Source organism: Solwaraspora sp. WMMB762, from assembly GCF_049179115.1.
GTDB lineage: Bacteria > Actinomycetota > Actinomycetes > Mycobacteriales > Micromonosporaceae > Micromonospora_E.
In genome coordinates this window covers 3,634,572-3,654,313 of sequence record NZ_JBMHMD010000001.1, presented here as the reverse complement: position 1 = coordinate 3,654,313, position 19,742 = coordinate 3,634,572, and the positions used below count along the sequence as shown (strand labels likewise).

15 protein-coding genes and 1 riboswitch are annotated in these 19,742 nt (G+C 72.7%); of the genes, 8 read left to right on the top strand and 7 right to left on the bottom strand.

Translation table 11 applies throughout. The features are described 5' to 3' along the window. Positions 1 to 21: 21 nt before the first annotated feature. Positions 22 to 162: riboswitch (SAM riboswitch) on the top strand. 10 nt (positions 163 to 172) lie between these two features. The 3 genes from thrC to paaN all read left to right on the top strand — a co-directional run bounded on the left by thrC (position 173) and on the right by paaN (position 4,507). After that, positions 173 to 1,477 carry a threonine synthase gene (gene thrC / locus ACN27J_RS16220; protein ID WP_421367155.1) on the top strand — a complete coding sequence of 435 codons (1,305 nt, stop codon included), beginning with the start codon at positions 173 to 175 and terminating at the stop codon, positions 1,475 to 1,477. A 325-nt stretch (positions 1,478 to 1,802) separates the two neighbouring features. Continuing rightward, a complete protein-coding gene (locus ACN27J_RS16215) occupies positions 1,803 to 2,816 on the top strand; it encodes a GNAT family N-acetyltransferase (protein ID WP_421367153.1) in 1,014 nt (337 codons plus the stop codon). A gap of 14 nt (positions 2,817 to 2,830) precedes the next feature. Then, positions 2,831 to 4,507, top strand: a complete 1,677-nt coding sequence (gene paaN, locus ACN27J_RS16210) for a phenylacetic acid degradation protein PaaN (protein ID WP_421367152.1) — start codon at positions 2,831 to 2,833, stop codon at positions 4,505 to 4,507. A gap of 85 nt (positions 4,508 to 4,592) precedes the next feature. On the opposite strand, the gene ACN27J_RS16205 is transcribed toward paaN, so the two are convergent. After that, positions 4,593 to 5,177: a GNAT family N-acetyltransferase gene (locus tag ACN27J_RS16205; protein WP_421367151.1), complete on the bottom strand. Its 585-nt coding sequence runs from the start codon at positions 5,175 to 5,177 to the stop codon at positions 4,593 to 4,595. A gap of 68 nt (positions 5,178 to 5,245) precedes the next feature. Then, positions 5,246 to 6,172 (bottom strand): serine hydrolase, encoded by a 927-nt coding sequence (locus ACN27J_RS16200; RefSeq protein ID WP_421367149.1) that lies wholly within the window; start codon positions 6,170 to 6,172, stop codon positions 5,246 to 5,248. Positions 6,173 to 6,408: 236 nt separating this feature from the next. Between ACN27J_RS16200 and ACN27J_RS16195 the strand changes: the two genes are divergently transcribed. Together ACN27J_RS16195 and groL are read left to right on the top strand one after the other, a co-directional pair. Then, positions 6,409 to 6,612, top strand: a complete 204-nt coding sequence (locus ACN27J_RS16195; RefSeq protein ID WP_067305333.1) for a cold-shock protein — start codon at positions 6,409 to 6,411, stop codon at positions 6,610 to 6,612. A gap of 509 nt (positions 6,613 to 7,121) precedes the next feature. Then, entirely contained in the window at positions 7,122 to 8,744 is a 1,623-nt protein-coding gene (groL, locus tag ACN27J_RS16190; RefSeq protein WP_278171770.1) for a chaperonin GroEL, read from the top strand. 92 nt (positions 8,745 to 8,836) lie between these two features. Here the strand turns inward: groL and ACN27J_RS16185 are convergent, their stop codons facing one another. After that, positions 8,837 to 11,299 (bottom strand): S8 family serine peptidase, encoded by a 2,463-nt coding sequence (locus ACN27J_RS16185; RefSeq protein WP_421372286.1) that lies wholly within the window; start codon positions 11,297 to 11,299, stop codon positions 8,837 to 8,839. Positions 11,300 to 11,406: 107 nt separating this feature from the next. On the opposite strand from ACN27J_RS16185, the gene ACN27J_RS16180 reads away from it, so the two are divergent. Beyond that, on the top strand, positions 11,407 to 13,242 hold the full coding sequence (locus ACN27J_RS16180) for a glycerol-3-phosphate dehydrogenase/oxidase (protein ID WP_421367147.1): 1,836 nt from the start codon (positions 11,407 to 11,409) through the stop codon (positions 13,240 to 13,242). A gap of 40 nt (positions 13,243 to 13,282) precedes the next feature. On the opposite strand, the gene ACN27J_RS16175 is transcribed toward ACN27J_RS16180, so the two are convergent. Further along, positions 13,283 to 14,677 carry an FAD-binding oxidoreductase gene (locus tag ACN27J_RS16175; RefSeq protein ID WP_421367146.1) on the bottom strand — a complete coding sequence of 465 codons (1,395 nt, stop codon included), beginning with the start codon at positions 14,675 to 14,677 and terminating at the stop codon, positions 13,283 to 13,285. 99 nt (positions 14,678 to 14,776) lie between these two features. On the opposite strand from ACN27J_RS16175, the gene ACN27J_RS16170 reads away from it, so the two are divergent. Both ACN27J_RS16170 and ACN27J_RS16165 read left to right on the top strand, forming a co-directional pair. Beyond that, positions 14,777 to 15,943 carry an FUSC family protein gene (locus tag ACN27J_RS16170; protein ID WP_421367145.1) on the top strand — a complete coding sequence of 389 codons (1,167 nt, stop codon included), beginning with the start codon at positions 14,777 to 14,779 and terminating at the stop codon, positions 15,941 to 15,943. A gap of 90 nt (positions 15,944 to 16,033) precedes the next feature. Then, complete coding sequence (locus ACN27J_RS16165) at positions 16,034 to 17,869, top strand: PrsW family intramembrane metalloprotease (RefSeq protein ID WP_421367144.1); 1,836 nt, start codon at positions 16,034 to 16,036, stop codon at positions 17,867 to 17,869. Between the two features lie 47 nt (positions 17,870 to 17,916). Here the strand turns inward: ACN27J_RS16165 and ACN27J_RS16160 are convergent, their stop codons facing one another. From ACN27J_RS16160 to ACN27J_RS16150, 3 genes are read right to left on the bottom strand one after another with little or no spacing between them, the layout of a single operon-like run. Next, the gene (locus tag ACN27J_RS16160) at positions 17,917 to 19,143 is read right to left on the bottom strand and encodes a helix-turn-helix domain-containing protein (protein ID WP_421367143.1); all 1,227 of its coding nucleotides are present in this window, start codon (positions 19,141 to 19,143) and stop codon (positions 17,917 to 17,919) included. Then, entirely contained in the window at positions 19,140 to 19,412 is a 273-nt protein-coding gene (locus ACN27J_RS16155) for a flavin reductase (RefSeq protein ID WP_421367142.1), read from the bottom strand. The genes ACN27J_RS16160 and ACN27J_RS16155 overlap by 4 nt, the downstream gene beginning before the upstream one ends. Beyond that, on the bottom strand, positions 19,409 to 19,582 hold the full coding sequence (locus ACN27J_RS16150) for a hypothetical protein (RefSeq protein WP_278171760.1): 174 nt from the start codon (positions 19,580 to 19,582) through the stop codon (positions 19,409 to 19,411). The genes ACN27J_RS16155 and ACN27J_RS16150 overlap by 4 nt, the downstream gene beginning before the upstream one ends. Between the last annotated feature and the right edge of the window lie 160 nt (positions 19,583 to 19,742).

Genomic DNA, 19,742 nt, shown 5'->3' with positions numbered 1-19,742 from the left:
TCGCTGGAAACACAACTTCATACCTCATCCAGAGGGGCAGAGGGACACGGCCCGATGAAGCCCCGGCAACCACCCCACCCGTCGCGCCGGTCGCAATCGGCCAGCCGGGGCAGGTGCCAATTCCGTCCCCGTCGCACCGCGCGGCGCAGGGAAAGATGAGAGGACAGCCGCCATGACGTCGCTGATCGACGCGAGCACCACCAGCCCTGACTCCGCCCCGGTGAACACCACCAGCCCGGCCCGTGGCCTGGTCTGTCGCGGCTGCGGTGCCGAATACCCGCTCGCCGCGCAGCACGCCTGTTACGAGTGTTTCGGGCCGCTGGAGGTCGGCTACGACCCGGCGGCTCTCGCGCGCGTCACCCGGGCCGACATCGAGGCGGGCCCGGCCAACATCTGGCGGTACGCCCCGCTGCTGCCCGCCGGTCAGGACCCGGCCACCCGGGTCAGCCTGGATCCCGGATTCACCCCGCTCGTCCCGGCCGCCGCGCTCGCCGCTGAGCTGGGCATCCGGGCGCCGCTGTGGGTCAAGGACGACAGCGCCAACCCGACCCACTCGTTCAAGGACCGGGTCGTTTCGGTCGCTCTCACCGCCGCCCGTACGCTTGGTTTCTCCCGGTTTGCCTGCGCCTCCACCGGTAACCTGGCCAACTCGGTCGCCGCGCACGCCGCGCGGGCCGGCGTACCGTCGATCGTCTTCATCCCCGGCGACCTGGAGCCCGGCAAGATCGTCACGACCGCGGTGTACGGCGGTGAGCTGGTCGCGATCGAGGGCTCCTACGACGACGTGAACCGGCTCTGCAGCGAGCTGGTGGAGACCGACGAGTTCGAGGACACCGCGTTCGTCAACGTCAACGTGCGGCCGTACTACGCGGAGGGGTCCAAGACGCTCGGCTACGAGGTGGCCGAGCAGCTCGGCTGGCGGATCCCCGAGCAGGTGGTGATCCCGATGGCCAGCGGGGAACTGCTCACCAAGGTGGACAAGGCGTTCACCGAGCTGGTCGAGATCGGTCTGGTCGACGCGCCGGCGAACGGCTGGCGGGTGTTCGGCGCTCAGTCCGCCGGCTGCAACCCGATCGCGACCGCGCTGCACCGCGACACCGATCAGATCGTGCCGGTGAAGCCGACCGGGATCGCCAAGTCGCTCAACATCGGTGACCCGGCCGCCGGCCTGTACGCGTTGGAGGCGGTGCGGCGCACCGGTGGCTGGATGGACTACGCCGACGACGACGAGATCCGGGCGGGGATCCGGTTGCTGGCCCGGACCACCGGGGTGTTCGCCGAGACGGCCGGCGGGGTGACCACGGCGGTGCTGAAGAAGCTGGTCGACAGCGGACGGCTGGACCCGGCCGCCGAGACGGTCGTCTACAACACCGGCGAAGGTCTGAAGACCATCGACGCGGTCGCCGGGCAGGTCGGCCCGACTCATCGGGTGAAGCCGTCGTTGCGTTCGGTTCGTGACGCCGGACTGCTCGGATGACCTTCTGACCAGCACACCCTCCACTGAATCGGCTGATCGGCGTACGCCGATCAGCCGATGTTCATGTGCGGTCCGTAGTCAGTGTTTTGCCATAAGTCGAGAAAACTCGCCGGTGGGGTCTTGACGACTGCACTTGCACGGCGCAGGATGCTCCGTGCGGGAGGACGACTCGCCGTAAGGGCCCCGACAGAGCTTGGCAACAATCTCAACCCCGGGTCCCAACGACCAACAGCGCCGGAGGCGCTGTGCGAGCGTCCTCCCGACCAACGTCCCCCGACCGGTAATTAGGTCGCGCGGCTGGCCCGGCCCCGTCAGGCTCGACGGCATGGACATCACCATCACCCCGCTGGATCCGGCCGACGAGGCCGCCTTCGAGCAGGCGTACCAGATCAGGCGGTCGGCCCCCTTCGTCCCGGACATGCCGCCGACACCCCGGCAGTGGTTCGAGGCCCTGCTGCGGCATCAGCGGCACAGCGTACGGTTCGAGGCCGCGCTGGCCAGTGTGGACGGCATACCGGTCGGGTTGACCGCCATGGAGTTCCCGCTGCTCGACAACCTCGACAACGTCGGTGTGGACATCCAGGTGCCTCCCGGGCACCGGCGGCGCGGCATCGGTCGAGCGCTGTACGCGTACGCCGTGCGGCGGGCCCGGGAGACCGGCCGGACCCGGATCATGGGGCACTCGGCGGACACCATGCCCGGCGGCGTCGCCCGCGACCCGGCCTCGACGGCCTTCGCCCACGCCGTGGGGGTCAAATCGGCCCTGGTCGAGGTGCGCCGTCGGCTCGACATCGACACCGTCGACCAGCCGGCGCTCGACGCGATGCTCGCCGAGAACTGGCGCCGCGCCCCCGGCTACGAGCTGCTGACCTGGGTCGGACCCTGCCCGGAGGAGTACCGCGCCGATCTCGCCTACCTGGACGGGCGGATGGTGACCGACTCGCCAATGGGTGACCTGGAGTGGGAGCCGGAAAAGGTGGACGCCGACCGGATCCACGAAGTGGATCTGGCCCGGAAGGCGGCCGGTACCCGCAGCTACCACACGGTGACCCGGCATCTGGACAGCGGCCGGATCGTCGCCTGGAGCAACATCACCCGCCAGGCCGAACCGGACTGGCACGCCTACCAACAGATCACCATCGTCGACCCGGATCATCGCGGACACCGGCTGGGCACCATCGTCAAGATTGAGAACCTGCGGTTCACGTTGCGCCACGAACCGGCGCTGCGGGTGATCGACACCTGGAACGCCGACAGCAACCAGCACATGATCGCGATCAACGAGGCGCTCGGCTTCCGGGCGGTCGACATCTGGCAGAACTGGCAGCAGACCATCTGAGGCATGATGACGGCATGACGGAGACCCCGCACCCGCTGTACGTCACGCACGCCGACACCCTGGCCCGCGCGCTGACCGCGATCGCCGAACGCGACTACTGGTCGGCCTACCCCGAGTCGCCGAGCCCTCGGATCTACGGCGAACACGCCGCCGCCGAGGGCACGGCGGCTTTCCGCGCCTACCTGGGCAAGGACTTCCCCCTCGACCAGCCCACCGCCACCGGCGAACCGGTCGCCACCGACGACAGCCCGTTCGGCATCGAACTCGGCGTCCGGTACCCCCGCGCCGACGCCGACCAGCTGATCACCGCCGCCCGGGCCGCGCTGCCCGCCTGGCGTGACGCCGGCCCGCGCAGCCGGGCCGGCGTCTGCCTGGAGATCCTCGCCCGGCTGCACGAGCACAGCTTCGAGCTGGCCAACGCGGTGCAGTTCACCACCGGTCAGGCGTTCGTGATGGCGTTTCAGGCCGGCGGGGCGCACGCGCTGGACCGCGCGTTGGAAGCCGTCGCCTACGCGTACGCCGAGATGACCCGCCACCCGCGGACCGCCGGCTGGGAGAAGCCAACCGGCCGCGGCGAGCCGCTGCGGATGACGAAAACGTTCCATGTGGTGCCGCGTGGCGTCGCCCTGGTGATCGGCTGCCACACCTTCCCGACCTGGAACTCCTACCCGGGGCTGTTCGCCTCCCTGGTCACCGGGAATCCGGTACTGGTCAAGCCGCACCCGGGCGCGGTGCTACCGCTGGCGATCACCGTCCGCTACGCCCGCGAGGTGCTCAGCGAGGCCGGCTTCGACCCGAACCTGGTGCAGCTCGCCGCCGAGGCGCCGGGCGAGCGGCTGGCGACCGTCCTCGCCGGCCGCCCCGAGGTGCGGATCATCGACTTCACCGGCTCCACCGAGTACGGCGACTGGCTGGAGGCGAACGCCCGGCACGCCTCCGTCTACACCGAGAAGGCCGGCGTCAACACGATCATCGTCGACTCCACGGCGGACTTCGCCGGCATGTGCCGCAACATCGCCTTTTCCTTGTCGCTCTACAGCGGCCAGATGTGCACCACGCCGCAGAACATCCTGGTGCCGGCCGGCGGCATCGAAACCGATCAGGGGCGCAAGAGCCCGGACGAGGTGGCCGCTGGCATCGCCGCCGCGATCGGCAAACTGACCGGCGACCCGGCGCGGGCGGTCGAGCTCATCGGCGCGATCGTCGACGACGCCGTCCTCGACCGGCTCGCCGCAGCGGCCAAGCTCGGCGAGCCGGTACTGGAGTCGCGGGAGATCAGCCACCCGGCGTACCCGGACGCGGTGGTGCGAACCCCACTGGTCGTCAAGCTCGGCGCGGACGCCGACGACGTCTACGGCCGGGAGTGGTTCGGGCCGGTCACCTTCGTGGTCGCCACCGGGTCCACCGCGCGCAGCGTCGAGATCTTCCGGCGTACGGTCGCAGCCCGTGGCGCGCTCACCGCCGGCGTCTACTCGACCGACCAGCGGGTGCTCGCCGACGTGGAGGCCGCCGCGCTGGACGTCGGGGTGCACCTGTCGGCGAATCTCACCGGCGGCGTGTTCGTCAACCAGTCGGCGGCCTTCTCCGACTTCCACGCCAGTGGTGCCAACGCCGCGGCGAACTCGGCGTTGACCGACGGCGCGTACGTCGCCGGCCGGTTCCGGATCGTCCAGTCCCGTCGGCACGTCTGACCCGGCCCGGCACGGGAGCCGGGTCGGCTCCCGTGCCGGCCCGGTGTCGGGTCGGCTCCCGCGCCGGCCTCTGCCGGCCCGCCGGTCACGCCGGCCGGCGCATCTGCAACTCGGTCAGGTCCGACCGGGTCGGGTGCGGCAGGCGTACGCCGGTGTCGGCGAAGCCGAGCCGCTGGTACGCCCGTACCGCCCGGTCGTTGCCGACCACCACCTCCAGCAGCAGCTCCGGGCGTCCAGCCGCACGTGACCAGGCGGCGACCGCGTCGACCAGTTCGGCGAGCAGGTTCCGGCCGCGCCAGGCCGGGCTGATGTAGACGGCGAACAGGACGGACACCGACGGGTCGTCCCGCCAGACGTGTGCTCCCGCGTGCGCCACGAACCGCCGGTCCGCCGTCGGTCCGGTCGCCGTCCGCCCGGCTTGCGGGGTCGCCGGCCCAGTCTCGGCCACGAACTGGGCGATCAGGTCACCGACTGCGGACCGGGCCGCCCGCTCGGCGTACTCGTGCAGCGGCCGGGCCGCCGCGTCGGCGAGCCGTTCGATGAACGCCAGCGGCGAATCGGCGAGCATCTCCAGCCGCAGCGCGCGCATCCGGGCGGCGTCGTCGGCCCGGATCCGCCGGACCGCGGCTACCGGCGGTACGACGTGGTCGGTGTCGGTCCCAGTTCCCATGCCGGCATGCTCGCCCGGCGCGGCTTGGCCGACAACCGGAATCCCGCCTTCTGCCCGGCCCGCACCGGTCACGCCACCAGCAGCAGGGCGGTGCCGAGTTGCCGGCAGTAGTCGACGCCGTGGTCGAGCCCGTGCCGCCCCGGGTAGCGGGCCAGCGCGCCGATCACCCAGGTCTCCCCGATCGCGAGGCAGCTGACGTGCCAGAGCCCGTCCTCGTCGCGCAGCAGCCAGCCGTTCTTGATGGCGATGGTGGCCGCGTACTCGGGGGTGAGCGCGTCCCGTGGGCCGAAGTCGCCCTCACCGCGGACGGCGCGCATCTCGGACAGCAGCCACGGCGTCCACTGCGGCCCGGCCGCCCGCCCGTCGGCGAGGCAGCGCCCCAGCCTGGTCAGATCACGGGCGGAGACGATCGTGTTGCTCCACAGATCGCGCTCCGGGGCCGAGTCGGTCAGCCCGCAGAGCCGTACCATCCGCTCGATGGACTCTCGGCCACCGACCCGATCGTAGGTGGCGTCCGCGCCGGGATTGTCGCTGTCCCGGATGATCGACGACAGCTGGGCCAGCTGGGGTGTGCGGAGCATGTGGCCCTGCTCGTCGGCGCGGCGCAGGTCGTCGGCGGCCAGCCACACCTTGATCAACGACATGGTGTCGCTCTGCGCGGTGAAGTTCGGTGACCCGGTGATCAGCCCGGTACGCCGGTTCAGCGCCGCCCAGGAGAAGAACCCGTCGGTCGGCGTCGGTACCGGGCCGGCGCGCAGCAGCACGCTGCGCTGCTGGTGGTCGTGGTCCTGGTCGGCGACGGTCCAGCCCGGCTCGCGCGGCGGTGGTTTGCCGGCGTCCCCGGGCAGGCCGCCGGTGAACGCCGACAGCACGATGAGCAGCCCGGCGGCGGCGGCCGCCGGGTGGCGTTGGCGGACGCGGTCGGGCCGGGGCGCGGTGCGGTCCGACCGTCGGACGGCCCGGCTGCCAGGTGCGCGATGCCGTCCGGGCTTCACGTTCTGCGGTGTACGGGACACACGTGGTCAACGAAATGCGGTGCCAGAGAGACTTGACTGGGGGTTAATGTCCCCTTTTGGGGTAGTGCGGTGCCGTCAGACCTCGTGTAGCGTGCGATTCCGGCTGCTGTACTCGGGCAACCCGCACGGGAGTCCCGATCGGTGGCTCCGGCCGGCGAACACGCCGGTCAGAGGGCCGGCAGAGGCCCGGCACGACAGAAGTGAGGAAGTGCACCGTGGCGCAGGGCACCGTGAAGTGGTTCAACAGCGAGAAGGGCTACGGTTTCATCGCGGTCGACGGGGGTCAGGACGTCTTCGTCCACTTCTCCGCCATCGAGATGGACGGCTACAAGGCGCTCGACGACGGGCAGCGCGTCGAGTTCGAGATCGCTCAGGGGCAGAAGGGTCCTCAGGCGGAGAGGGTCCGGGTCATCGCCTAGTCACCCTGCTGGCCGGCACGGTCACCCTGCTGGCCAACTGCGCGTCCGGTGGCCGGCGCGGCCGCCCGACCGGACGGCGACGTATCTGATAGCTCGACACAGGTCTGCGTACCCGCAAGGCGTCGGTTCTCCTCGTGGAGCCGGCGCCTTTCATCGTCTCGCCATCCGGCGATCCTGCCCACCCGATCTTGACCGTGACCGCCGTCTGCGGCCGTACGGCCCGAAGGGGTACGTCGGGCGGCAAGTTGCTGTTCGCTTGCACTCGACAGGGGAGAGTGCTAAACAAGGATTGGCACTCGCCAACCGGGAGTGCCAAAGGTCGGGGCGGTGGGGCCACCGCCGTCGTCCCGCTTCGCGGGGTGACGGAGATGGCCGGTCGTCGCGGGCTATCCGGCCCGGCCGGCGGACGTCACTGTCGCCAGGTAGTGACGTCCGAAGGTGCGTAGAGCAGGCGGCATGGCGGAGCTGACCGGCTCCGGTGCTGCGAGCGTCCAGGAGGACAACGCCGTATGGCCAAGATGATCGCGTTCGACGAAGAGGCGCGCCGCGGTCTCGAGCGGGGCATGAACACCCTCGCCGACGCCGTCAAGGTGACGCTGGGCCCGAAGGGCCGCAACGTCGTGCTCGAAAAGAAGTGGGGCGCTCCCACCATCACCAACGATGGTGTGAGCATCGCCAAGGAGATCGAGCTCGAGGACCCGTACGAGAAGATCGGCGCCGAGCTGGTCAAGGAGGTCGCCAAGAAGACCGACGACGTGGCCGGTGACGGCACGACGACGGCGACCGTCCTGGCCCAGGCCCTGGTCCGCGAGGGCCTGCGCAACGTCGCGGCCGGCGCGAACCCGATGGCCCTGAAGCGGGGCATCGAGGCCGCCGTCGCCAACGTCGCGGAGGAGCTGAGCAAGCTCGCCAAGGACGTGGAGACCAAGGAGCAGATCGCGTCCACCGCGTCGATCTCCGCCGGTGACTCCAGCGTCGGCGAGATCATCGCCGAGGCGATGGACAAGGTCGGCAAGGAAGGCGTCATCACCGTCGAGGAGAGCAACACCTTCGGCCTGGAGCTGGAGCTCACCGAGGGTATGCGCTTCGACAAGGGCTACATCTCGCCCTACTTCTGGACCGACCCGGAGCGGATGGAGGCCGTCCTCGACGACCCCTACATCCTGATCGTCAACAGCAAGATCTCCTCGGTCAAGGACCTGCTCCCGATCCTGGAGAAGATCATGCAGTCGGGCAAGCCGCTGCTGATCATCGCCGAGGACGTCGAGGGCGAGGCGCTGGCCACCCTGATCGTCAACAAGGTGCGCGGCACCTTCAAGTCGGTTGCCGTCAAGGCCCCCGGCTTCGGTGACCGCCGCAAGGCGATGCTGACCGACATCTCGATCCTCACCGGCGGCCAGGTCGTCAGCGAGGAGCTCGGCCTGAAGCTCGACGCGGTGACCATCGACATGCTGGGCCGGGCCCGCAAGGTCCAGGTGACCAAGGACGAGACCACGGTCGTCGACGGTGCCGGCGACGCCGAGCAGATCCAGGGCCGGGTCAACCAGATCCGGGCCGAGATCGAGAAGAGCGACTCCGACTACGACCGCGAGAAGCTGCAGGAGCGGCTGGCCAAGCTGGCCGGCGGCGTCGCGGTGATCAAGGTCGGTGCGGCCACCGAGGTGGAGCTCAAGGAGCGCAAGCACCGCATCGAGGACGCGGTGCGCAACGCCAAGGCGGCCGTCGAGGAGGGCATCGTCCCCGGTGGTGGCGTCGCCCTGGTGCAGGCCGGCAAGACCGCCTTCGACAAGCTCGACCTGGTCGGCGACGAGGCGACCGGCGCGCAGATCGTGAAGATCGCGCTGGACGCCCCGCTGCGGCAGATCGCCGTCAACGCCGGCCTCGAAGGCGGCGTCGTGGTGGAGAAGGTCCGCAACCTGGAGGCCGGCCACGGCCTCAACGCCGCCAACGGCGACTACGTGGACCTGCTGCAGGCGGGCATCATCGACCCGGCCAAGGTGACCCGGTCGGCGCTGCAGAACGCCTCGTCGATCGCGGCCCTGTTCCTGACCACCGAGGCCGTGGTGGCGGACAAGCCGGAGAAGACCCCGGCCCCGGCCGGCGCGCCCGGCGGCGGCGAGATGGACTTCTGAGTCCAGCCACGCCGCAGTAGCGACAAGACCGCAGGGCGGTTACCGGGCAGCTTCCCGGTAACCGCCCTGCGGCGTCTCCGGCCCCGCGCCGATCAGCCGCCGGACCGGGCGGCCTGCACCGCCGCGTACGCGTCGACCAGGCCGGCGCCGGTGAGGTTCGCCGGATCACCGCAGGTGTCACCGCCCCCGGTGCCGGCCTCGGCGGCGGTCTGCCGCAGGATCCGCGCCGTGCCGTCCAGATCACCGATCAGCTCCGGTTGCGCCGACCACAGCAGCGCCACCACCCCGGCCACCTGCGGGGTCGCCATCGACGTACCGTCCAGCGCCGCGTACCCGCCGCCGGGCATCGCCGACAGCACGTCGGCGCCCGGTGCCACCAGGTCCGGTTTGACGGTGCCGTCCGGCGCCGGGCCCCGGCTGGAGAAGTCGGTGACCTCCCGGTCGGCGTCCACCGCGCCGACGGTCAGCACGTCCGCGTACGGGGCCGGCGGGTCGTCGACCGAGCTGCAGAACGGGCCGGTGTTGCCGGCGGCGGCGACCATCATCAGCCCAGCGGCGGCCAGCGCCTCGGTGGCCGGTCGCAGCGAACTCAGGTCGCAGCCTTCCAGCTCGGGGCAGCCCCACGAGTTGGTCAGCACGTGCGGGGCGCGCTCCGGTCGCCCGTCGGCGAACGGGTCGCCCCCGGTCGGGAACGGGGCCAGCATGAACTGCAGGCAGTCCAGGTAGCGGGCCGGGTTGCCGAGGTTGCGGTCCAGGTTGACACAGCCCACCCAGGAGGCGCCGGGGGCGACCCCGACGTCGGTGTCGCCGACCGCCGAGCCGAGCGTGTGGGTGCCGTGCCCGTTGTTGTCGGTCGGCGTACGGGTGTCGTTCCACGGGTCGAACCAGGAGTCGTCGCCGCCCCGGAACCCGTCGGACAGGGCCGGATGGTCGCCGTCCACGCCGGAGTCCGAGGAGCCGACCACGATGCCGGCGCCGTCGACGCCGAGCTCCGTCCAGACCCGTTCGGCACCGAGCATGGTGATGTTCCACGGCGGGGTACGCGGAGCGGGCTGCTCGCCCCGTTCGGGCTCGACCGTGGCCGGCAGCGGCCGTAGTTGCTGACTGATCAGCACCCGATCGACGTCGTCCCGCCGGGTCAGCCAGGGCCGCAGCGCCGGCCCGGCGTCCACCTCGATTGCGTTGACCAGGTAGTACGGCGTGTAGGACAGCCCCCACCGGTCCAGATCGTCGCGCAGGTCGGCCTGGCTGGCCTCGGCGGTGTCGACCAGCGCTTGGAAGACCGTGCGGACCCGTTCGTCGCGGGCCTGCGGTCCGGTGCCGCGCGGCACGTCGGACAGATCGGCCTGTTCCCGCAGCATCACGAACAGCCGTTCGCCGTGCAGCCCCGGCTGCCCGACGGCGAGGTGCACGGCGCCCCCGACCACCGCCAGCGCCGCGACGGTGGCCGCCGCCACCCACCGCAATGGTCGACCTGCCAGCCGTGGCGGTCGACCCGCCCGCCGCCAACCGAGACCGAAGCCGAGTCCGAGGCCCAACACGAGCGCCAGCGCCAGCCCGACGCCGGCACCGACCGCCGCCCAGAACGGGAGGTCACGGCCGATGGCCAGGAGCAGCGAGACCTCTTCCGGGTCGAGCAGGGCCAGCGGTCCGGCGACGGACAGCCCGGCCAGTACGCCGACCGGCGCGCTGGACCGGTCGGCGGCCCAGCCGATCGCCGCGGCCGCGTACCCGATCGGCGGCAGTACCAGGATCGCGGCCAGCTGCCCGCCGGGTTGGCCGACGCCGGCGGCGAGCAGCAGCAGCCCGACTCCGGCCACCGTCCCGCCGAGCAGGATGGTGCGCACCGCTGAGCGCCCCTGCGGGCCGGCGCCGATCGCCGTCCAGAACCGGCGGGGCAGCAGTTCGGCGGCGTACCAGCCGATCGCGGCCGCCGCGGCGACGGCGAGTGCCGTCTCCACCGCGCCGCCCAGCGCACCGACCCACAACCAGGGCAGCAGCATGACCAGCCCGGCCGCGACGGCGATCAGGACGGCGGCCATCCGGTCTGCCTTGCCCGGCTGAACCTGAGCTGGCTCGGCCTGAGCTGACTGAACCTGACCTGGCTCGGCCTGGCCGGGCTGAGCTGGCTCGACCCCGCTCGGCTCGGACCGGCGCCGTAGCGCCCGCAGCCCGGCGGCGCCGCCGGCGGCGAGCGCGGTGAGCGCGGCCAGGTACAGCTCGTGGTGGACGTTCGGTACGGCCCGCAGTAGCCCGAAACCGCCGAGGGCGAACGCGGCGACCAGCCACGCCCGGCCGGTCGCCCGTACCGCCGGTGACCGGGGCACCAGCGCCAGCAGCATGGTGGGCACGCCGACCAGCAGTGCGTTGCCGAACGCGATCAGCGGCCAGACCACCGCCGGGGTGGGCAGCCCGCTGGCCAGCAGGACCTGGTCGGTCAGCCAGCCGCCGGTCTGCGCGAACACCGTCACACCGACCGACCAGATCGCGATCGTCACGGCGGCGACCGTCGGCCACACGCTGGCCGGCGGCGGCCCGGCAGCGGGCGGCTGCATCGGGTACGGCGGCGGCATCGGGTAGGGCTGACCGGGATACGGATAGCCGGGATGACCGGGCGGCTGCGTCATGTCCGCCACCCTAGGCGGCCGGATACGGTGGAGAGGTGCGTGACCCTGCCGTCTCCCGGTACGCCGCCGGCCAGCTGTCCGTGACCCGCCGCGCCGCCGATCTGCGCCGCCTCCGAGGCGAGCGGTTCGACGTACTGGTGATCGGGGGTGGGGTGACCGGCGTCGGCGCCGCCCTCGACGCCGCGTCCCGTGGTCTCAAGGTGGCGCTGGTCGAGGCCCGCGACTACGCCGCCGGCACGTCCAGCCGGTCCAGCAAACTGATCCACGGCGGGCTGCGCTATCTGGAGCAGCTCGAGTTCGGGCTGGTGCACGAGGCGTTGACCGAGCGTGGCCTGCTGGCCACCCGGATCGCCCCGCACCTGGTCCGGCCGGTCCCGATCCTGGTTCCGCTGCCGCAGGGTGGCGCCAGCGGGCCACGGGCGCTGCCCGGCCGGGTCTGGCGGCGGGCCTACTACGGCACCGGGGTCGCCGCGTACGACGCGTTCGCCGGGGTGTTCGGCGGCGGTCGGGGGATGCCGCTGCACCGGCACCTGTCCCGCGAAGGCGCCCGGCGGGTCTTTCCCAGCCTGCGGTCGGACGTCGTCGCCGGCGCCGTGCGCTACTACGACGGTCAGGTCGACGACGCCCGGCTGGTGGTCACCCTGGCGCGGACCGCGGCCAGCCTCGGCGCGGCCGTGGTGACCAGCGCCCGCGCCGTCGGCCTGCTGCGCCAGGCCCGCGAGGTGACCGGGGTGCGGGTCCGGGACATGGAGGCCCGGCCCGGTGACCCGGATGCCGAGTTCGAGGTACGCGCCCGTACCGTCATCGCGGCCACCGGGGTGTGGAGCGACGACGTGTCGCGGATGCTCGGCGACGTCGGGGTCCGGCCCGGTCTGCGGGTACGCGCGTCGAAGGGCGTGCATCTGGTGGTGCCCCGGTCGGCGATCACCGGCGAGGCCGGGCTGATCCTGCGTACCGCCACCTCGGTGCTGTTCGTGCTGCCCTGGGGTGGGCACTGGATCATCGGCACCACGGACACCGACTGGCGGCTCGACCGCGCCCACCCGGCCGCCTCCGAGCGCGACATCGGCTACCTGCTCGACCAGGTGAACACGGTGCTGGACCGGCCGTTGACGCCGCGCGACATCGAAGGGGTGTACGCCGGGCTGCGGCCGCTGCTGTCCGGTGAGGCGGACTCGACGTCGCGGCTGTCCCGCGAGCACGCCGTGGTGGAGCCGATGCTGGGTCTGCTGTTGGTGGCCGGCGGCAAGTACACGACGTACCGGGTGATGGCCGCGGACGTGGTGGACCGGGCGGCGGCCCGGCTCGGGGTGACCCGGCCGTCGCGGACCGCCGACCTGCCGCTGCTCGGTGCCGACGGGTTCGCCGCGATGTGGCGGGACCGGGCCGACGTGGCCCGCCGGCACGGCGTACCCGGTGGAGTGCTGGAGCATCTGCTGGAGCGGTACGGCACCCTCGCGGTGGAGCTGCTGGCGATGATCGACGACGATCCGCTGCTGGCCAGTCCGGTGCCCGGCGCACCCGAGTACCTGGCCGTCGAGATCGCGTACGCGGCCCGCGCCGAGGGCGCGCTGCATCTGGACGACGTGCTGACCCGGCGGACCCGGATCTCGATCGAGACGCCGCACCGGGGCAACGACTCGGCCGGGCACGCCGCCGAGGTGATGGGCCGGGTACTCGGCTGGGACGACGCGGTGCGGGGTCGCGAGGTGGAGCACTACCGGGCCCGGGTGGCGGCGGAGCTGCAGTCGCAGCGGATGCCGGACGACGCGACCGCCGACGCGGCGCGGCTCGGCGCGGCGGACGTCCGTGGCTTCGCCGCCGACCGGGGCGTGGACTGGCCGACCGACACCGGCCTGCCGACCGGCTGAACGTCCGGCTGGCTGGCCGAGTCCGCCGACCGGCTGAAGGTCAGAGCAGTTTGCCGGGGTTCAGCAGATTCGTCGGGTCCAGCGCCTGCTTGATGGCGCGGTGCACCCGCATGCCGACCGGGCCGATCTCCTCGGCCAGCCAGTCGCGTTTGAGCAGGCCGACCCCGTGCTCGCCGGTGCAGGTGCCGCCCAGGTCCAGCCCGAGTCGCATGATCGCGTCGAAGGCGGCCCGGCCGCGCGTCAGGCTGTCCGGGTCGGCCCGGTCGACCACGATGTTCGGGTGCAGGTTGCCGTCGCCGGCATGCCCGACGACGCCGATCGGTACGGCGTGTTCGGCGGCGATCGCCTCGACGCCGTCGAGCATCCGGGCCAGCGTCGAGCGGGGCACCGCCACGTCGTCGATGATCAGCCCGCCGTTGCCGGCGGGGAAGGTCCGCGCGGCGAGGCGTTCCATCGCCGGGTGGGCCAGCCGGCGGGCCTGCAGCAGGGCGGCGGCCTCGACCGCGTCGCTGGCGGCGTACACCTCGGCGGCGCCGGCGGCGGTGCACACCTGCGCGATCCGGTCCAGGTCGGTGCCGGCGGCGGCGCCGGTGTCGACCGAGGCGAGCAGCAGCGCGGCGGCGTCGGTGCGCAACCCCATCGGCCGGTACGCCTCGATCGCCTGCAGGTGGGTGCGGTCCAGCAGCTCCAGCAGGCTGGGGCTGAGCCCGCCGGAGGCGATGCCGGCGACGGCGGTGCCGGCCGCGGCGGTGGAGTCGAAGACCGCGACCAGGGTGAGCGAGGCGTCGGCGGCCGGCCGCAACGCGACGGTCACCTCGGTGATCACCCCGAGGGTGCCTTCGGAGCCGACGAAGAGTCGGGTCAGGTCGTAGCCGGCGACCCCCTTGGCGGTGCGTCGGCCGGTGCGCAGCACCTCGCCGCTGGCCAGCACCACTTCGAGTCCGATGACGTACTCGCCGGTCACGCCGTACTTGACGCAGCACATGCCGCCGGCGTTGGTGGCCACGTTGCCGCCGATGGTGGACGACTCCCACGAGCCGGGGTCCGGTGGGTAGCGCAGCCCGTGCCGGGCCACCTCGGCGGCCAGGGTGGCGTTGACCACGCCGGGCTGGACGACGGCGGTGCGGTTGACCGGGTCGACGTCGACGATCCGGTCCATCGCGGCGGTGGAGAGCACCACCGCGCCGTCGACCGCGTTCGCTGCGCCGGCCAGCCCGGTCCGCGCCCCCTGCGGCACCACCGGTACGCCGTACCGCGCGGCGACCTTGACGGTGGCGACCACCTCGGCGGTCGTCCGGGGCCGGACCACGACGGCCGGGGTGCCGGCGGCGCACAGGTCGGCCTCGTCGCGCTGGTGGCCGCGCAGCAGGTCGGGGTCGGTGAGCACCGCGCCGTCGGGCAGCGCCGCGCGGAGGGCCTCGATGAGATCGGACATCTTCGCAGGCTAGCCAGCGCGGCACCAGACCGGCCACCTCGGGCGTGACCGGATGGGCAATAACGCCATAAGCCGCAAATTGCTCGGTACGCTGCCCGCATGGCCGACGCCGGGAAGCCACCACGCGCGGCGGCGGCACCCCGCCTCACCGGGCTGCTCACCCTGACCCGTAGCCGGGTCTCCATCGAGGTCCGGGAGCGGTCGGAACGGGTCCGCGCCAACCTCGTACTCGCCCTGCAGGCCGGCCTGGCGGCGGCGCTGGCCTGGTTCATCGCCCGTCGGGTGATCGGCCACCCGCTGCCCTTCTTCGCCCCGATCTCAGCGGTGATCATCCTCAGCGCCTCGATCGGGCAGCGGCTCAAACGCGCCGCCGAACTGGTGGTCGGCGTCGCGGTCGGGATCGCCATCGGCGATCTGATCATCATCACCATCGGCACCGGCACCTGGCAGCTGCTGCTGATCGTGCCGCTCGCGGTGGTGACCGCCGTCTTCCTGGGCAGCGGCGCCGCGCTGGTCACCCAGGCCGCGTCGTCCGGGGTGCTGGTCGCCACCCTCACCCCGCAGACGGAGAGCCTCTACCCGGACCGGTTCATCGACGCCCTGGTCGGCGGGCTGATCGGGCTGGTGGTGCTGATCCTGCTGCTGCCGCTCAACCCGCTGGTCATCGTGCGCCGCGCCGCCGACCCGGCATTGGACCTGCTGTCCGACATGCTGATCCTCAGCGGCAAGGCGCTGGCCGGGCGGGACCGCCGCCGGGCCGAGGCCGCCTCGAAGCGGCTGCACGAAGCGGAGAAGGAACTGTCCGAATTCCGTGACGCGGTCGAGGCGGGACGCGAGACGGCGGTCCTGGCCCCGGCGCGCTGGCGAGCCCGCGGCCCACTGGCCCAGTACGCGGAGAGCGCCGAGTACGTCACCCGAGGGCTGCGCAACTCCCGGGTGCTGACCCGTCGGGTGGTCTCCCTCCTGACTGAGGACGAGCCGGTGCCGCGCGCCCTGCCGGAGGCGGTCTGCCACCTCGGCGACGCGGTGCGCATCCTGCGCCACGAGCTCGACGCCGGCACCGACCCGGTGCGCACCCGGCGTCGGGCGTTGGACGCCGCCAGGTGCGCCGGTGCGGCGTACGACGCAGGTGTGGGGTTCAACGGCAGCGTGGTGGTCGCCCAGGTCAGGGCTACCGCGAGCGACCTGGTCCGGGCCAGCGGCACCGAGGCCGGCGCGGTCGAACGAATGGTCAGCGAGGCGTTCGGGCGCGACGCCCCGGAGTAGCCGGTCGGGACGGCGGCGTACCCCCCGCCGGTCGGGCCCGGCCGGGCGACACGCTGCCCGCCGTTGGTCGGCGCTGGCTACGCTAGCCCAATGTCCGACACTGTCCCCGGTGGTCCATCCGGCTCCCGCCCTGCGGCGGATTCGACCGATCCGACCGAACCGGTGGACGCGGTGTCCCCGCCCGAGCAGCCAGCTCCGCAGACGCCGGCCGACCCGGTGTCTCCGGCCACCCCACCAACCGCAGCAGACGCAGCGGCTTCAACGGCTGAGCCGGTGGCACCGGCGGCCGCTCCGGCGGAGCCGGCGGACGGGGTCGTGCCGGCCGGTCGGCTGCGGCGCAGCGTCTGGCTGCGCTGGCTGACCCTGGTCGGCATCGTGGTCTTCATCGCCGGCTGCGGAGTGGCGATCCTGAGTTACCTCGGGATGGCGATCGGCCCGGTCGCGCTGACCGTCGGCGTGATCGCCGCCGTGCTGCCGGTGCCGGTGCTGGTCGCCTGCTTCCTGTGGCTGGACCGCTACGAGCCGGAGCCGGTGCACTATCTCGCCTTCTGCTTCGCCTGGGGTGCCTTCGTGTCGACCTCGGCCTCGTTGGTGGTGAACAACTTCTCCGCCGACCTGCTGGACAGCTGGGGCTACTCGGAGGGGCTGGTGGCGGTGCTGGTGGCGCCGTTCATCGAGGAGCTGACCAAGACCCTCGGCCCGATCCTGCTGCTGCTGACCCGCCGCCGCGAATGGTCCGGCATCACCGACGGGATCGTCTACTGCGGCATGTCCGCGATCGGCTTCGCGATGGTGGAGAACATCCTCTACCTCGGCGGATACGGCTACGCCGCCGGCGCCGAACAGTACGGCCCGGCGACCGGCGCGCAGAACGTCTTCGCCATCTTCATCGTCCGGATTCTGTTCACCGGTTTCGCCCACCCCCTGTTCACCTCGATGGCCGGTGTGGGGCTGGGCATCGCCGCCCGTACCGCCGACCGGCGGATCCGGGTGCTCGCGCCGACCGCCGGGCTGCTGCTGGCGATGATGCTGCACGGGGCCTGGAACCTGATCCCGACGCTGGTCGAGGCGACCGGCCAGACCCTGATCCTGCTGTACGGCTACATCGGCCTGATGGTGCCGATCTTCTTCGGCATGGTGGGCCTGGCGGTGTGGCTGCGCAGCTGGGAAGGGCGGCTGACCGAGCGGGTGCTGCCCGACTACGTCCGGGCCGGCTGGTTCACCCCGCCGGAGGTAGCGGCGTTGGGCAGCCTGGGCCGGCGGCACTCGGCGCGCCGCTGGGCCAGCCGGGTGGCCGGCGAGCCGGGCGTACGGGCGATGCGCGACTTCCAGGCCGCCGCCACCAAGCTGGCGCTGCTGCGCGACGGCCTGCTGCGCGGCCTGGAGAGCAAACCAAAGGAGCTGGCCCGGCACGCCAAGGAGGAGCAGCGGCTGCTGACCGCGCTGGCCGGCTACCGGCAGGCGTTCGTCGGCCGGGACCCGCAGGCGCCGCACGCGCTGTGGAACGGGGCGGACTACCAGATCACCTTCCCGGACGGCAGCCAGCGGCAGGTGCCCGCGCCGGATGAGCCGGTGGTGCCGATCCCGGTGGTGCTCACCGCGCCCCCGCCACCTCCGCCGCCGATGTTCGCCGGCTACCCGGGCTGGCCCGGTGCCGGTCCGGGCACCCCGCCCGGTTACGGCCCACCCCCGTTCTCCGGCTACGGCGCTCCGCCACCCGGTTACGGCCCGCCCCCTGGCTACGGTCCGCCCCCTGGTTACGGCGTGCTGCCGCCCGGCTACGGTCAACCGCCACCGCCACCGCCACCGCCACCGCCCGGCTATGGCGCGCCGCCCCCGCCTGGGTACGGTCCGCCGTCCGGATATCAGGTCCGGCCCGGCCACTACAACCCACCGCCGCCCGGCTACGGCCCGCCCCCGGGTTAGCCAGCGGGTGGCAGCGGCTGCATCTGCCGAGGGAACCTCCATGACCCTCAAACCGGCCGGATGAGGGTCATAGCGGTTCCCTCGTTTCCGGATCTCGTCAGCCCGAGCGCCGTCGCCAGCCGGCCGACGCCGGCAACCTGCGGTCCGTGGCGGGAAATCTCAGCCACGACGGTACGGGCGGAAGGCCGGGAGCGGATTTCAGCCGGTGCGACGCGGTCCGCCTCGACGAGCCAGCGTCCTGCCGCGGTGAAGTCAGCGACGTCGAGGTACGCCCGTGCGGCGTCCACCAGGTACGCCGCCCGGTGCTCGGCGGGCAGCCCGCGCCATGTCTGCTGCCTGCTGGCTGCCTCGTGTCGGCGTACCGCCTGCTGGGCATCGCCCGACTCCACCGCCGCCACCACGTGCGCCAGCTCGACGGCCGCCGGGCCGAAGTCCGCCGTACGGTAGTCCAGCCCGTCGCCAACTTGCCCGGCGACATGGGTAGCCCGACCGAGCAGCTCACTGGCGTTGGCGGTGTCGCCGCAGCCGGCGGCGGCCAACCCGGCCTGCAGCAGCAACGTCCCGTACACCGCCCGGGAACCCGGTCTCGCCTCCCCATCGGTGGATGTGGCGACCCGGTCGGCGGCGGCGACCGCTGTGGTCGTCGCCAGCCGGCCCTGGCCCAGCCCGCGCAGCGCCTGCGCGAGCGGCACCGCCGCCGACCCGGCCAGTAGCGGATCGCTGCCCGCTGTGGCGAGTGCCCGGTCGGCCGCCAGCCAGGCCAGGTCCGCCTCGCCGACTTTGACGAGCACGAGCGCGGTGACCCGGTACGCCCGCACCAGCGGCTCCGTCCCATGTTCTGGTCGCGCTGCGTGTAGCCGGCGTGCGGCGTCCAGCAGCTCCGGCACCGTCCGCAGCAGCCGGGGATGGTCCCCGTGCCGGTACGTCGACCAGGCGTGCTCCACCCGCTGCGACACCTCCCCGGCATCGGCTGCCGGCCCGGCCGGGCCGGCGGCGAACACCTCGTAACGCGCGAGTGCCGCCCGGACCGCGTCGACGCCGGCCGACGTGCCGCCGATCTGCGGCTGGCCGGTGTCGCCCAGCAGCTCCGTCGGGTCGACCCGCAGCACGTCGGCGACCTGCTGGATCAGCGAGAACCGGTCCAGCGTCCGGACACCGCGCTCCACCTTCTCCACCCAGCTCTTCGACCGGCCGATCCGGTCGGCGAGCACCTGCTGGGTCATCTGCCGCCGCACCCGCCACAGGGCCACCCGCCGCCCGACCGCCACACTCACCGCCGGCCACCCGCGTCGATCCACGTCCACGACACGAACCGTTCGTAGAGTTCGGCCGGGTCGGTGATGCCGGCCTCCTCGGCGGCGACGGTCAGCAGCTCACCGACGTCGACCGCAAGCGCCAGCGGCTCACCGACGTATGCCTCGGCCAACTGCGTCCGGCCCGGCGGACACGGCCACGACGTCCCCTCCGGGCACACCGCACAGCACCACGACGGACGCACCGGCTCGTGCACCGGCCCACCGCCACCGGCCTGGGGCTTTCTCACCGCAGGTAGTGCCGGCCGGCGTTACCGCCCCGCCGCTCCGCTCGATCGGTCCGCGTCGCCGGCCGCCGGTCCGGCGGCGGCACCGTACGGTCGGCGTACCGCCGCCGGCCCGGCACCGGGTAGACCACATCGACCGGTATGTCCGCACGCTGAAACCACTTCCCGAACACAGACGTCCCCCTCGACGAGTGTGGAGGGCGGCGACCCGAGGTGGCTCTCCGTGTCGACCCCGGGCCGCCGCCCAGCGGGCGGGCCCGACGCGCGAAAAGGGCGATCGCGGGTACGGCGTCGGGCCTTGCTGGCAGGTCGCTGATCCACAGGTGGTGCGAC

Bases quoted from the DNA above. Each gene is read 5' to 3' on its own strand.
- thrC (WP_421367155.1), top strand. From the start codon at position 173: ATGACGTCGCTGATCGACGCGAGCACCACCAGCCCTGACTCCGCCCCG.
- ACN27J_RS16215 (WP_421367153.1), top strand. From the start codon at position 1,803: ATGGACATCACCATCACCCCGCTGGATCCGGCCGACGAGGCCGCCTTC.
- paaN (WP_421367152.1), top strand. From the start codon at position 2,831: ATGACGGAGACCCCGCACCCGCTGTACGTCACGCACGCCGACACCCTG.
- ACN27J_RS16205 (WP_421367151.1), bottom strand. From the start codon at position 5,177: ATGGGAACTGGGACCGACACCGACCACGTCGTACCGCCGGTAGCCGCG.
- groL (WP_278171770.1), top strand. From the start codon at position 7,122: ATGGCCAAGATGATCGCGTTCGACGAAGAGGCGCGCCGCGGTCTCGAG.
- ACN27J_RS16185 (WP_421372286.1), bottom strand. From the start codon at position 11,299: ATGCAGCCGCCCGCTGCCGGGCCGCCGCCGGCCAGCGTGTGGCCGACG.
- ACN27J_RS16175 (WP_421367146.1), bottom strand. From the start codon at position 14,677: ATGTCCGATCTCATCGAGGCCCTCCGCGCGGCGCTGCCCGACGGCGCG.
- ACN27J_RS16170 (WP_421367145.1), top strand. From the start codon at position 14,777: ATGGCCGACGCCGGGAAGCCACCACGCGCGGCGGCGGCACCCCGCCTC.
- ACN27J_RS16165 (WP_421367144.1), top strand. From the start codon at position 16,034: ATGTCCGACACTGTCCCCGGTGGTCCATCCGGCTCCCGCCCTGCGGCG.